At 46.5% G+C, this 14,541-nt stretch carries 12 protein-coding genes and 1 pseudogene; 4 read left to right on the top strand and 9 right to left on the bottom strand.

Annotated features, from left to right (window positions below; genetic code table 11):
- Positions 1-162: 162 nt before the first annotated feature.
- Positions 163-1,626, bottom strand: a complete 1,464-nt coding sequence (locus ACEW9I_RS21005) for a TonB family protein (protein WP_373542274.1) — start codon at positions 1,624-1,626, stop codon at positions 163-165.
- A gap of 380 nt (positions 1,627-2,006) precedes the next feature.
- Here ACEW9I_RS21005 and csaB point away from each other — a divergent pair, with 380 nt between their 5' ends.
- Together csaB and ACEW9I_RS20995 are read left to right on the top strand one after the other, a co-directional pair.
- Entirely contained in the window at positions 2,007-3,074 is a 1,068-nt protein-coding gene (gene csaB / locus ACEW9I_RS21000; protein ID WP_373542273.1) for a polysaccharide pyruvyl transferase CsaB, read from the top strand.
- A gap of 52 nt (positions 3,075-3,126) precedes the next feature.
- Complete coding sequence (locus tag ACEW9I_RS20995) at positions 3,127-4,260, top strand: hypothetical protein (RefSeq protein ID WP_373542272.1); 1,134 nt, start codon at positions 3,127-3,129, stop codon at positions 4,258-4,260.
- A 253-nt stretch (positions 4,261-4,513) separates the two neighbouring features.
- Here ACEW9I_RS20995 and acsF read toward each other — a convergent pair whose 3' ends face one another.
- The 3 genes from acsF to ACEW9I_RS20980 all read right to left on the bottom strand — a co-directional run bounded on the left by acsF (position 4,514) and on the right by ACEW9I_RS20980 (position 7,825).
- Positions 4,514-5,587, bottom strand: a complete 1,074-nt coding sequence (gene acsF / locus ACEW9I_RS20990; protein WP_373542271.1) for a magnesium-protoporphyrin IX monomethyl ester (oxidative) cyclase — start codon at positions 5,585-5,587, stop codon at positions 4,514-4,516.
- 188 nt (positions 5,588-5,775) lie between these two features.
- Positions 5,776-6,294: a hypothetical protein gene (locus tag ACEW9I_RS20985; RefSeq protein WP_373542270.1), complete on the bottom strand. Its 519-nt coding sequence runs from the start codon at positions 6,292-6,294 to the stop codon at positions 5,776-5,778.
- Positions 6,295-6,322: 28 nt separating this feature from the next.
- Complete coding sequence (locus tag ACEW9I_RS20980) at positions 6,323-7,825, bottom strand: serine/threonine protein kinase (RefSeq protein WP_373542269.1); 1,503 nt, start codon at positions 7,823-7,825, stop codon at positions 6,323-6,325.
- 181 nt (positions 7,826-8,006) lie between these two features.
- On the opposite strand from ACEW9I_RS20980, the gene ACEW9I_RS20975 reads away from it, so the two are divergent.
- Positions 8,007-10,277 carry an NACHT domain-containing protein gene (locus ACEW9I_RS20975; RefSeq protein WP_373542268.1) on the top strand — a complete coding sequence of 757 codons (2,271 nt, stop codon included), beginning with the start codon at positions 8,007-8,009 and terminating at the stop codon, positions 10,275-10,277.
- 62 nt (positions 10,278-10,339) lie between these two features.
- Positions 10,340-11,053 carry a cupin domain-containing protein gene (locus tag ACEW9I_RS20970; protein WP_373542267.1) on the top strand — a complete coding sequence of 238 codons (714 nt, stop codon included), beginning with the start codon at positions 10,340-10,342 and terminating at the stop codon, positions 11,051-11,053.
- 205 nt (positions 11,054-11,258) lie between these two features.
- On the opposite strand, the pseudogene ACEW9I_RS20965 reads toward ACEW9I_RS20970, so the two are convergent.
- The 5 genes and pseudogenes from ACEW9I_RS20965 to ndhC all read right to left on the bottom strand — a co-directional run.
- Positions 11,259-11,803 (bottom strand): annotated as a pseudogene (locus ACEW9I_RS20965) (IS630 transposase-related protein); the annotation flags it as partial.
- Positions 11,804-12,027: 224 nt separating this feature from the next.
- The gene (locus tag ACEW9I_RS20960) at positions 12,028-12,801 is read right to left on the bottom strand and encodes a hypothetical protein (RefSeq protein ID WP_373542266.1); all 774 of its coding nucleotides are present in this window, start codon (positions 12,799-12,801) and stop codon (positions 12,028-12,030) included.
- Positions 12,802-12,901: 100 nt separating this feature from the next.
- On the bottom strand, positions 12,902-13,441 hold the full coding sequence (locus tag ACEW9I_RS20955; RefSeq protein ID WP_373542265.1) for an NAD(P)H-quinone oxidoreductase subunit J: 540 nt from the start codon (positions 13,439-13,441) through the stop codon (positions 12,902-12,904).
- Positions 13,434-14,156, bottom strand: coding sequence for an NADH dehydrogenase subunit K (locus ACEW9I_RS20950; RefSeq protein ID WP_373542264.1), 723 nt, complete (start codon positions 14,154-14,156; stop codon positions 13,434-13,436). The genes ACEW9I_RS20955 and ACEW9I_RS20950 overlap by 8 nt, the downstream gene beginning before the upstream one ends.
- Positions 14,153-14,515 carry a photosynthetic/respiratory NAD(P)H-quinone oxidoreductase subunit C gene (ndhC, locus tag ACEW9I_RS20945; protein ID WP_373542263.1) on the bottom strand — a complete coding sequence of 121 codons (363 nt, stop codon included), beginning with the start codon at positions 14,513-14,515 and terminating at the stop codon, positions 14,153-14,155. The genes ACEW9I_RS20950 and ndhC overlap by 4 nt, the downstream gene beginning before the upstream one ends.
- Between the last annotated feature and the right edge of the window lie 26 nt (positions 14,516-14,541).

The raw sequence follows: 14,541 nt of genomic DNA, 5'->3' as shown, positions 1-14,541 counted from the left end.
AATCTATTCGTAAACCCAACGTCAAATTGATTATTGCCCCTTTTCCTGAACATGTACGAAGTGGCGACCAATTCTTCTTTAAGCCATCTTCTCAAACCCGCTTGACAACTGCGATCACTTCTTAACTTGTCACGAATGATCGATAATTCATAAAATCTTCACCTACATCAAAATATTTGCTTTAATTACTCGTTCTACTGTTTTACCTGGCGGACTAAATTGCATCTGTTTGACGCCATTGACGATGACTCGATCGATTGTGGAATTACCACTAGATTTGGAGATACTCGCTCTAGTAACAAATCCTTTGGGATCGATCGCAATCTTAATCCGTAATTTATCTTTACCACCATCCTTATCATCCAAATCTGTCAGTCCACTGATTTCACATCTGCGAATACATTGCAATCCGAAAACACCACCCCCGCCATCACCACCCCTGCCCGCACCTGGATTACCCAATCCACTACCCGCACCGCCTCTTGCTCCACGCCAAGTGTTTCCTTGAGTAACCGTCCCAAAATCGCCATCGCCGCCACCGCCGCCAATGCCGCTACCGCTACCATTGCCGCCGCCACTACCACCGCCACTACCGCCGCCGAACCCTCTGGTTAATTTACCACCACCGGATGAGTTGCCAGCCAATCCTGACTGATTGGTACCACCCGCGCCGCCGCCTGTCGCACCAATTCTACTAGGTGTGACCTTGCCAAAATCCCCATCACCACCAGTACCAGTGAGAATCTCGCCCTCACCACCACTACCGAACCCGCTGGCTAGTTTGCCACCGCCAGATGAGTTACCAGCCAATCCTGACTGATTGGTACCCCCCGCTCCGCTGCCATTACCACCGCCTACTGCACCAATTTTACTAGGTATGGCTGTCCCAAAATCTCTATCGTCACCAGCATTGCCACCGCTACCCCCAGGGTTAGGATTATTACTGAGTTTTCCAGCTAATCCACCGCCACCACCAGATGGGGTACCTACTAATCCTGGCTGATTATCGCTACTTCTCGATGCTACTCGCTCGCTATTGGTTATTTTTGGACGCGGAGCGGTCTTCTGAGGACGGGGTGTGTTGTTAGCTTGCGCTGGTTGTGGTTGCGATCGAAATAATTCGTCTGGGAAAGCTGGATCGATTACTGGCTGGGTTGGTGTACTCAATCGCTTGGGTATAATCGCTGGTTTTGAGGCAGCTTTGCCGATCGGTCGATTGGGTTTAGCTGCTGGATTGGTGGTCAAACTGGCGGTAGTCTTGACAATCGGGATCGGCTTGTCCACTGCTGGCGTAACGACTTTGGGTGCTGGTTTTGGTTGTAAATTCACCTTAGCTGGAGTCTTGGCAATCTGTACCGCCGTCTTTAGCTGCGGCGTGATTTTTGGGGCTGATTTAACTATCGGTGCTGGGGCGGTAATTACTGGAGATGGGACGGTCTTATCGACATCCACCATGGTAATTTCCATTGGTTCCTCGATCGCGGCGACAGGTTTCCAAAAATGAGTGACTCCTGCTATCGCCGCAACATGAATCGCGATCGAGCCACCTACCCCAGCCAGTAAGATTGCTCGCAGATTTTTGTCGGCATTCTGTCTGGATATGGCACTCAAACTCGATTGTTCCATAATTTTGGGGATTGACAGGTGGTCATAAAATTATTGATATAATATCACAAATAATATTAACCGAGTTTGAGGACTAAAACACAACTCGATCTTGATACCAATCTGACGATCTACAGATGGCGTCAGCATCCTGCGAATCCTCGATCGGTACGTCTCACTGGGCATTCAGCAATATTGCTGAATATACTTGCTATAAATTATCAATAACTGGCTAAGGATACTGAGGCAAGTATCCCTAAAGTCAATCCACCATCCACTCACCACCCTAGATATCTAAGTTGTTACTAGAAAGGGAGTACGATCCCGATCGCTTCAGCCACTGCTGGTAGGGAAGCAATGTAGAATATCTCATAAGCTAAGCGATCGATCGGGGTGACCAAATGAGTGAAATTCAGGCTGTGCTGTGTGGCTATTATGGTAAAGGAAATGGTGGCGATGAAGCATTGCTAGTATCGATGTTGGAGATGTTACCGCCGCAGGTGAAACCGCTGGTATTGTCGGCCGATCCGCGTGGTACTTCCAAGAGCTATGGCGTCAGAAGTGCCGATCGCATGAATAGTGGTGCGGTAATTCGCGCGCTCCGAGAGTCCCAAGTTTTGATCTTAGGTGGCGGGAGTGTGCTCCAAGATGCGACAAGTCTGCGAAATTCGATTTATTATGGGGGGCTATTGGGATTAGCTCAACAGTTCGGACTCCAAACGATCGCCCTCGCCCAAGGAATTGGCCCGCTCAACCAGCCCCTGACACGATGGATAGCCAAACGGGCTTTTGGCAACTGTACGGCTGTCAGCGTCCGAGATTCAGCCTCAGCCGCATTGCTGGAGGGCTGGGGAATCCCCTGCGCTATGGCTCCCGATCCGGTGTGGAGGATGGCGGCGACTCCCGTCCCCGCAATTGCGAGTATTCCTAGCCCGAAAATCGCCGTGACCTTGCGATCGCATCCCAACTTGACAAATCAACGGCTAGACCTCCTGACTAAAGCCTTAGTAGACTTGCAAGCCGCCACTGGCAGTCATGTTTTACTCGTCCCCTTCCAACCGACTACAGATCTGAATCTTGCCGAGCAAATTCAAGCCGAACTCACCGATAATAGTCAGGTGGTCGTACTGACAGATCCTCAACAACTCAAAGGTTTATTTCAAGGCGTCGATCTGGCGATCGGGATGCGCTATCACAGTTTGATTATGGCAGCAGCAGAAGGCTGTAAATGTTGGGCGATCGGTTATGACCCAAAAGTCAGTAAACTAATGACAGAAATTGATATCCCTGGCTGGGAACTAGCCGATCTCCCCACCGATGCCAGTGCGATCGCTCAAGCTTGGCAACAACACCTCAAAACCGGAACGGCTCTAAGTTCGGCATCAGTCCGCACCATCAGCCAACAATCCCTTACTCACCAGCATTTATTGACTGCGACGATCGCTAAAATCGCCGTAGTCAGCAACTAACTCCAGCGGATTCCATCCATCCCCGTTTACCCATTCACTCATCCCGCCTGCCATGTCCCCAGCAGAACACTCTTCTTCTCAAGCCAAAGCAGACCAAGCGATCGAGACCATCTATACCACAGTCGAAGCCCAACCCGATCGCACTGATTGGTTGACAGTAGTCAGCAATCTCCGCCAAGTCAACCGTCAATTAGTAGAAGAAATTGCCAGATTAGAGCAAGCCTTAGCATCAGCCAAGCAAACCCTCCATACCCACAAGGAGCAAAATCAACACCACGAAATTACCATCCTACAGCAACAAGATGAGCTGAGTATCGCACACGATCGCGTCGGCGCATTATTTCAACAACTAGAGACATCCCACCAAATCGGACAACGTCAACAAACCCTGATCGAAACCCTTTCCCAGCAACTAGAAATCGTCCAAACGATCGTCCCCCAAATCGAAGCCGAACACGAACAACTTCGGCAAAAATATCAACAGCAGTCCCAAAAATTAATCAAAACCGAACAAGTTGCGATCGCTCTCCATCGTCGCCTCAAACTCCAAACCAATCCCATTGAGCAGCCAACTTCCACCCCAGCACCTGCGACAATCGATCCACTAACTGTCGCCGCCACTTCCGACTCACCCAGCGATCCAACGGTCTTACCAACCACTTTAGACGACGCAGACCTCCTGACACAGCACACCGCCACTGAAACCATCGCCTCAGCTCAATTGAAATACGATCTCGATCTCGCCGAGCGATCGACCGCCCAGACCGCACCAGCCGCCACCCCCGCGCTATCCCACCTAGTACCAGCCACTACTGACTCACCCATCTCCACCACGGCAATCGACCCCGCACCACCCCTAGCACCCGTAGAGCTGCCCCAGCGGCATTCATCCCTACCGACACTCGCGCAGACGACGATCTTATCACCATCAAAACCCGCCGATCCTGCCAGTTGGCGCGAAGCGATCGCCACCAACAATGCCACCATTCGATACAATTCCAATTTAGATCCCGTCGCCACGCCACCTCAAGCCGCAGCGACAGTCGATCCAGAAGGTGCGGCATTGAGCGATCCGGCAACAGCCACCGCCGCCAATTGGCCCGCACCCACTCTCGATCGCACCCGCACGATCGCTAAACCCGTCAAAATCGATTTACCCAAGTTTCCCAAGAAGTCAGATAGTTGATAGTTGATAGTTGACAGTTGACAGTTGCGGATGCAATCACGCGGAGGTTTCCTCCGCATGTGTTGCACCAAGCAGACAGTTGACAGTGAGTAATCGATCTTAGTTGGAAGAGATCGATTACAGACAATTAAAAAAATGGTTCTGTCGTAAACAGAACCATTTTTTTAATTGAAACTCCGATCGACTCAAGGCATAGATATTGTTAATTCACTATCCACACTAGATGTCTAATTTGTCACTGGGAAGGGAGTAGTTAGCGAATCACACCTGCTTGCTTAGTCATATCGATCGGTTTGATGAGATACAAGCGGAGTAACTTGATCCCCATGGACGCGATCGTCGGTAGATTCTGCATCTTTTTCAAGAACTTAGGTGTTGTGGATTCTGCCGACGCTACTAGTTTGAGATAGTCTGCGGCACACTTGTCTAAAAGTTGGAAGAATTGCGGACGATCCACATCCAAAATCACGGGGAATACTCGTCCCGCAGTTTGATTGGTTTCTTTGATGACCTCGATATCAAATTCGCGGCTATCCATCCCCAAAATCCCGTAAAACTTGCTCGATCGATCGCGGAGATACATCGTGGCAAATACCGCCAACAGGAAGAACCGACACCAGAGTTTTGCTCTGAAGTCATTAAGCAGCAAGGGTTGTGAGCGCATCAAGGCATCAAAGAAATCACCATGACGATTCTCATCTTGGCACCAGTTATCAAATAAATGGAAGATCGGGTAGATCCGGTGTTCGGGATTTGCTTCTAAGTGTTGGAAAATCTTGATATATCGCCAGTACCCAATCTTTTCGGATAGGTACACCGAGTAGAAGATAAATTTGGGTTTGAAGAAGGTGTAATTGTGAGTTTTAGTCAGAAAGCCCAAATCTAGCGAGAGTCCAAAGTCAGCCATCGCTTTGTTGAGAAAACCAGCATGACGGGCTTCGTCCCGCGATAGTAGATTAAAGCCTTCGGCTAGGAGCGGATTCTTGTCCTTGAGCTTGCGACTGAGTTCTTTGTAGAGCAAGAATCCCGAAAATTCGGAAGTGCAAGAGCTTTCGAGAAACTCGATAAATATCTGACGAGTTTCAGCGGGGATATGATCCCAAGTGCGATCGAATTTTTCATCTCTGACAAAGTGGTTGCGGTTGTAGTCAACCCGCATTTCTTCAATAATCGATCGCAACTCATCTTCATTGACAGTGAGATCCATTTTCGCCATCTCTTCAAAGTCAGTGGTGTAGAACCGAGGTGTGAGGAGAGTTTCTTTGGCGGGGCGTTTGACACCTGGTCTGATTTCGTCAAATGATGGTTTTGTAGGGGTATTTACCATAGCGATTTTGTTTATAACTAATTCAGATTGCGATCGACCCAGACACCAGCCCAGATCTCTAGATCGGCTCTTCGTGCATTTTACCAAGTCTAGACTGGTGCGGCAGTGGTTTTGTGTTAAGAGTTACTAACGCTTAGAAGCTGTTTGATGTCGAGAGTGCCTCTAAATCCCCCTACAGCCTCTGCGAATTACCATCGATCGCGAATTTGACTATTTAGCCAGTAGTAGAGTTTGGGGATAACCCAGTGAGCATCTCGATCGATCCACTGATACGCAAACCGCTCACTCCTCAAGCGTGCTGGATGCCAAATATCTTCAGGTGGAGTTCCAAAATATTGCCGATAGGTTGCTAGTGTGAGTTGATAGATCTGCTGATATTTGATGCCCTCCTGTTTACCCCCTAGACTCGGCGAATGATGGAGCGGACGCTTTAGTACCTCACCACAGAATTTATCCCAATAGGAATGGGTATCAAGGAGATGCAAATGCCACACGCGATCGACTGGAGCCGATGGCGATACAGTATGCTTGGCAACCATTGCTAAAAATACAAACTTTTTATACTCCTGGATCGCTCTGTATGTATACATCCCCGTCCATCGGTATTCCCATGCTAATTTAGCAGAAAAAGAGAAAGTAGCTTCCGGTTTGTCTAATTTAAATTGACAAATTCTGGCATACAAATCTGCTTCTACTAGTGTCATCATCACGATACCGCTACCTCCCAATATCTAGTTAGCATCCACCACATGAAGGTTCCGGCGGAACTTGGGGAGTAGGATAGATGATGTGCAGTTCCAAATTGAGAAAATCACTTAATTCTTGACTCAACCACCAGAGTTCGGCTTGAGACAAACCGCGCCCGATGATATATCGCTCTGACTTTAACAATAGAGATAATTCTGGTTGAACCTTTACTTCACCTCTACTAACCGACTTGCCATTGGCATCCAGATATTTATCAAAAGTATAGCCAGGATTATAAACGATCGATTCGATTGCCGATCGCTTGGATGCCTGATGTAACTGTTGATACCGATCGAGGTTGCCCGCATACTTGAATTCAGAAAGCTGGTTATCTGCGATAGTGACAATCGTGTATTTTTGAAATAAATTAATATTAATTCTTTGAGCGACAATAAGTAATGGGCGGATCGATACCCAGTACATAAACAATAATAAAATATGCAGCGGAGATACAAGTAGTGCAGCAACTAGCCCGATAATTATCAAGGGGCACACCAAATACAGGAACCAAGCAAAAACTCCCAACATCATCATACATGGCAGCACCGACGAGCACAGGAAATCTATAGTTTCGATAGTTTTAGATGCAAATAAAGTCTTAAATTTTAATTGTAACCGATCGCGATCGCGATCTAATTTTACTTTACTATCAGCAGGTTTGAGATGAATAAAATCTCCATAACTACCATCCTTTGATGCTAAAGCTACTTGTGCCAGTTTTGCCGACTCAAATCTTTTTTCGAGATGCGGTTGAGTCATTTTTTCCAACCAGCGATGAAATTTATTACTAATTTCAGCCGTAAATTTGACCCGTCCATTTACTTGGGCTAGCTCAGCCGGATGAGTTCCAGTGAGTAGATAAATCACAGTCATTCCCAAACTATACAAGTCTGATGCTGTCGTGGTGTGACCGCCAAATTGTTCGAGTGGGATATATCCATAACTACCGACGATCGTAATTGTCCCGCCATCTTTACTCGCTACTGTCTGCACCGAGCCAAAATCGACTAGATAGACATCCCCAATACTATGCCCCGAACGATTGGTAAGCAGGATATTACTCGGCTTAATATCACGGTGAATGACTGGAGGATGTTGGTGATGGAGATAGGTTAATATTGATAGGATTCGATCGGCTAATGCAATTACTTCCACTTCTGAAAATTTTCGTCCTTCTTTAACAATCGATTCTAAAGAAGGTGCGTTAATATAGGTTTGCACTAAAGCAAAGCCGCGAGTTCCTGGCTCCTCGATCTCAAAATAATCTAGATATTTAGGAATCGCTGGATGATCTAAATTCTGGAGAGTACTAGCTTCCCGTTCAAATAATTTCAAATCGTCCCACTGAAAATCCGGATCGAAGCGCAGAATTTTGATGATGACTAAATCTTGAGACTGAAGATCGTGAGCCAAAAATGTCCGTCTTCCAGCCTTCTGACTGAGTTGCTGACGAATTTGATATCGATCGATTAAAACAGTATTTATGTTCATTAGCTATCTGGAACCTTAGCCTTGAGCGTTATTGTAATGCAAGTTTAATGTATAATTCAACGCTGATTGAGTAAATAAAAATTAAGCGCGCGAGACAAGACAGTCGGGGATCTGATGAATCTAACTCGATCCAATCGCATCGCCACTGGGTATAATGACTGTGTAAATCCCTGGAAATTCTATGGCTAGACCTTCGCTCACCCCTAACTCTTCAGGTTTAGCAGTGGCGCGCCAAGCATTATCACAGCAAGGATTGACCCAAGTCGAGCTAGTGCGGGAACTGGAGTGCAGTCGTCAGCCGATCTCCAATTTCTTCGGTGGTAAGGCGATCGAACAACGGCTGTTTATGGCGATTTGTCAGCGACTAGGCTTGGATTGGCATGAAATTGCCCAGACTCCACCGACCGGATCGCGCTCGATCGCCACTACTCGCTCGAAAGATACTCAGGCATTAGTCAATCATTACCGCCATCTAGTCCACGCCGAGATCGCTCATCGTTGCGGTCCAATTCGGATTTTGGGCTTAAATCATCCGATCGAGCCTGAAGATATCTATACCGAAGTCAAAGTCCTCGAAAAAATCTCCGCCGATCGGTGGCAAACGATCGATGACTCGATGGCTGAAACCCAGATCGACGATCGCTGGAGTCTAGGGAAAGTCAATGTCACGCGGATTTCGGGGATTAACGCTCTCACCAAATATCAGCATCTAATTCTATTCGGTAAACCTGGAGCTGGAAAAACGACCTTTCTGCAACATCTGGCAACAGAGTGCGATCGCGGCAACATCGCAGCCGATCGCGTACCGATTTTACTAACCTTAAAAGATTGGGCGCAAACAGATGCAGATACCGCTCTCGTCGCTTATATCGATCGCCGCTATGGATCGGGTACAAACATCAATGAGTGGCGACAACTATTTCAAGCTGGTAGGGGACTAATTTTACTAGATGGTTGGGATGAAATTCCCAGAGCTGATGAAGCACAGATCCTCGATCGATTACGGGAGTTTATCAAAGAATTTGGCGATAACTATATCGCGATCTCCTGTCGGATTGGTGCTTGGGAAGATACTTATGGATTCGAGCGATTTACTGAAGTAGAACTAGCCGATTTCGATGACGAACAGATTGCTAAATTCGCCTCCAAATGGTTTCAAGATCGACCACATGGAGCGGAATTTGCAGCCAACTTTCTCCAGGAATTAGCCCGCAACCCCGAACTAAAAGACTTGGTAGTAACCCCCATTTTACTACCCTTAGTCTGTCTGGCATTTGAAGATCTGGGTAGTTGTCTCCATATTAGAACGAGATTGTACCAAGTCGGGATCGAGACTTTGCTGGCAAAATGGGACAATCGACGCGGGATCGAGCGCGATCCGATTTATCGGTGGTTATCACCAGAGTTAAAAATCCAGTTACTGGCTACAATCGCCTTCAAAACTCTCCAAGAGCGTCAATATTTTTTTAGTGGTGCTGTCGTCGAGCAGTACATTTTAGAATTTTTACAACAGCTTCCAGATATCGATCCGCGCTCGATATCACCCATAGCCAGCCGTTCGATTTTAAAAGCGATCGTCGCCCAGCATGGGCTACTAATTGAGCGCGCTCGAGATATTTACTCCTTCTCCCATCTCACTTTTCATGAATACTTTGTCGCCTGTTACTTAATCCCTACACCCACTCAAACGCCCCCGCCAGCATCGATCGAGATCTTGCTCGCACATTTAGATGATGGCTCTACCTGGCGAGAAGTATGGTTATTAGCCGTAGAATTGCTCAGTCATGGCGATCTCTTACTCCAACCACTGCAACAGCATATTCATGAGTTGGTGCGTACTCATCCAGATCTGGGCGACTACCTGCGCCAGCTACCCCAGATCGCTCCAGAGCTAGATCTGATGCTTACCAATCTCTCCCCTCAAGCAGTCTTGGCTCTGCGCTTTGATATTGACTTCGATCTCGATCGCCATCGGACTGTCGCCTTCGCACTCGATCCCCGCAGTAGTATTTTTGTTGCCGCTAGTTTTTATCATCGAATGCTGGGAATAGATCTCAAAACAGCGATCGATCGGGCTGAAGCAGATCCTCAAATATCGATCGCCAAAACTGCAAATGAAGCAATGAGAATCGCCATTGAAAATGTTCTTGAAGATCGAAAGTTAGCAATAGAAAATTATCAAAAACTAGAAAGTTTGAAAAAGAATTACGAACGAGAAAATGATTTAGTCAGTCATGAAGAAGTTCTCAATAAAATGGCAACCGATGCCAGGATCATTGCTCGAAGCTTGTTAAGGCTAGGTGACTCTAGCCAGAAGTCTGAAGATTTTAAATTAATTCTCAAAAAATATTACGTGAGAATTAGTATTATTGTTGAATGTCTCCAAAACAGAGATTGTCAAATCTCCCAAGTAGAGAGAAATAAGTTGATGAAATTCTTGTTTAAGAGTTGATAAATAAGCTATGATTAATATATAATTAGGCTCAAGTATATCTATTTCAATACCACTGGTTTATGAGCATCGAATTCGAGGAAGTTGGGGCTAATCTCGATCGACAGTACCCCCAACATCAATATATCTGGCAAACTTGGAGCGATCGAGAGTTAACTCTGTCAAGCCTAGGCACTCATTTTGGCTACGTACTTACAGGTCAGCCAGCGTTAATCCAAGCCGACGGTACAGCCTATCCTCTATCCCCTGGCATGTATTTCACTCTACCTCGCTCGGGCACGCTCTTAGGCAAAAAATCCAGCGGTTTTGTGATTACCTACCTCAATTTTAGTCGTCCTTTTACCCTGGGTGGTCCGATCGAGTCTCCTGGTGAGTTTGCCTACATTGACGGCGGGAGCACCGATATCCTGTTACCACCGATTCATCGCGGCGATCCTGGCTTGTACGCCCTACATTTCCCCCCCCAAGTCGCTCAAACCATGCACGATCATCCAACCGATCGGATCGGCATAGTAGTAGCCGGAGATGGGTACTGTCTCACCCCAGAGTGCGAATACAATTTCCAACCAGGGATGGTAATGCGAATTCCGCAAGGGATGCCACACAAATTTCTGACTCTCGATCGCGGATTATCCTTGGTGACGTTTCATCCAGACAGCGATATCGGCTTTAGTGACACCAATCATCCCATGTTGCTCCAAACCTATGTCGATGGTGTTTCGGCTGTTGATTTACCCCATCTCCTCACCAAAGATCGATATCGCTCAACCCCCTAGAAAACCAAAATCGATCGCGCCATCTGGATCGGCGATTTGTACTAGCGATCGAAATTTAGATCTGGTGCCCACACTATGATTAGCCTGCTTCGAGCGTGAATTGGGATTAGACTAACTATAGTAACAGCCAAGGCTGTTAGGACGCTAATTTTAAAATATGTTCGATCGCATCACGCAGAGAATCAAACTCATTGCGACATTTACGAAAAGCTGCAATCATATTCACTCGTCCTTGTCTTTTTCCTGACTTGAGTGAATAGAATTTCTGACCAGATTTATTCCATCCATAAGCGTATTCATCGCTGTTATCCATTCCAGACTCGTCAGCATAGACAATGCTCTCAGGCGTAATCTTGGCTAATTGCTCCAAAAATATTTGACGCTTTGTTTCGTCCCGTTCGAGGTATCCATAAGTTTTTTTTTACGTGTAAATCCAATTGCCAAGCCCCGAGAAATCGTCCGGTTACTGATGTCTCCCTCCCATAATTGAGCCATCTGTTCTTGGGTTTTATCTCCATTCACACTGGCAAACTTTGTAAACTTATTCCAGTCAGTAATCTTATGGTTATTTCCTGGCGGTCTATTTGGCTCAGGCAAAAAATCTCCGGTTTGCTCTTTCCGGTTAAGCCATAGATTGATTGTGTTGCGACTAATCTGAAATATTTCACTCACGTCACCTTTTTTGCGTCCGTCCAACTCAATTGCTTCGATTACTTTTTTCCGAAAATCGTAACTATAAGGCTTTGACATTGCTAAGGTACTAGATAAGTTACCTATCCTCGTGTAAGTCCTAACAGCCTTAGCTGATATTATATACAATCAATGGCGATCGCCGCTCCCCCCCCAAAAAATCCCCGCTCAGTAGCGAGGAAAATCAACTTAACAAACCCAATTATCAATTATCAATTAATTTAATGAGCGTCTTGAAGTAGTAGGTTGGGTAGAGCAACGCGAAACACAACAACCTTGCCATATCAATTAGGTTCGGGATAAGTGCCAATTGCGGTGATACCATCGTCCGATATTTGAAGCACATCTTTTGTAATTGGATAACCCGATTTCCGATATTCGTCGATTACGATACTACCGAGACAACTGAGAAAATCGAGATTGTCCTCACTGATAACATATACAAAATCACGACAAGGCACAACTACATAAACTGGCCAACCATGAGTTGGTGCAACCAAATCTCGGAATGCAGGTGATACGATTAGCGAAGCCTTGAAAGCTATTTCTGTGGTTGAGAGCATCCCTAGTTTATTTCCATCAATGTCCTCAATTTCAAATTTTGTTTCAGCCAAAATTGCCACCATATTATGCTCAGCTTGATGAACCATCTGTTCGCGAGTGATGCCCCAATTATCAATCATAGATTTGTCAATCCACGTAATTCGGGAGCCATCGACTGAGATATAAATAAATACTTGATTTAGTTCGTCGCTGATGGCGTTGAAAACAACTCCTTTAAATTCTTCTTCATCTGATGGCTCAAGTGAGTACCGAATATACTGTCGTACATCATCCCATGATGGCGTTTCAGTAATGAAGTCAGTATCAACTTTATCCACAAATCGAACGATAGCATCAGCATCACTATCTCGTTCGTAGTTGCGACGGATATTTTCGAGATTTACGATTACGGTTTGAGAGTGAATTTGGATCTCATAGAGTCCTTCAATCGTTACAGAATATGCAATGCCCCGCTCGTCTAGTTCGGAGCTGAAGACGTTATCAGCAGTTTTCATAAAGAAGACGATTTGAAAAGATAAAGAGTTTTCTCATTTATAATACCCACACTACAAGACAGAATATAAAAATCCCCGCTTCATAGCGGGGAAAGTTGATTTAATGAGCGTCTTGCAACTCATAAAAATCAGGCGAAACATAATCCTTCCGGAGTGGATAACCAACCCAATCCTCCGGCATCAATAACCGCTTGAGATTGGGATGACCCTCATAGACAATCCCGAACATGTCAAAAGTTTCGCGTTCTTGCCAGTCCACAGTCCGCCAGATCCAATACACCGATGGTACAACTGGATGTTCGCGCGGTAAGAAGACCTTGATTCTGACTTCCTCTGGTTGGACAGCATTATCACTCAGCTTGATTAAGTGATAAAAACTCACCAAATCGTCCCCAGCACCCGCATCATAACCACCCTGACACTGAAGATAGTTAAATCCATAAGCATACAGAGCAGTAGCCACAGGTAACAAAAACTGAGCTTCAACGCGGATGACTTCGACACCTTGAGCGTCTGTAGCTAGCGTGGTGTGGTCTACAAACCCGTTTTGGGTCAACCACTGGGAGACTTTACCTGTCGGTGCGAGTGGAGCCGCTGGTGGTGAGATTTCGGCAGTTTGGTTAGTTGCTTCCTCAGCCACGTTCGACCTCCTGTGTTTGAGCGGTAGCTAAGACTGGCGATACAGGCATTCCCATGGCGGCGGCGATTTCTGCTGGGGGATGGTCGTGATTACCTGTCTGGAGATAGGCACCTGTCAAAATCGGTGCTACGACTTTCATATTGTGCGTCGTACTATAATAGCGGTGAGTTTGATTCAACTGACCCCGCTCCTGCATCGACTCGTTGGAGATTTTTTTCCGCAGCTTGATGATGGCATCCATCACAGCTTCGGGACGTGGGGGACAACCAGGGAGATAGATATCAACTGGGATCAGTTTATCGACACCGCGCACTGCTGTGGGTGAATCCGCACTAAACATCCCACCTGTAATCGTACAAGCACCCATCGCGATCACGTACTTGGGTTCGGGCATTTGTTCGTAGAGCCGTACTAGTGCTGGTGCCATCTTCATCGTGATCGTCCCAGCAGTAATCAGCAAATCTGCCTGCCGAGTACTCGCACGGGGAATCAACCCAAACCTGTCGAAATCAAACCGAGAGCCGATCATTGCCGCCATTTCGATGAAACAGCAGGCAGTTCCAAACAGGAGGGGCCAGAGGCTCGATAACCGCGACCAGTTGTAGAGATCGTCTACTGTTGTCAGAATCACATTTTCCGACAAATCGGTCGTCACTTGCGGACGCTCGATTGGATTGGCAGTTCGCTCTAAACTATTGATATCATTGGGTGTCATGACCATTCTAAGGCTCCTTTGCGCCAAGCATAGACTAGCGCGATTACAAGAATTGCGATGAAAACGAGAGCTTCAATAAAAGCAAGTAAACCTAATTGACTAAACGCTACTGCCCACGGGTAGAGGAATACTGTCTCTACGTCAAAGACGACAAAGACGAGGGCAAACATATAATAGCGAATATTAAACTGAATCCACGCACCACCGATCGGCTCCATCCCTGATTCGTAGGTCGTCCGGCGTTCGGGACCACCACCGCTGGGGCGGAGCAATTTGGATGCTGACAACGCTAAAATCGGCACTAGGCTACATGTCAAGATGAAGCCGAGGAGATATTCATAACCATTGAGGACAAACACAGCTTATTCATAGTCATGAAAGAATA

It is taken from the genome of Chamaesiphon sp., assembly GCF_041738855.1.
In the GTDB taxonomy this organism is placed as follows: domain Bacteria; phylum Cyanobacteriota; class Cyanobacteriia; order Cyanobacteriales; family Chamaesiphonaceae; genus Chamaesiphon.
This window is presented reverse-complemented; position numbering and strand designations above follow the sequence as displayed.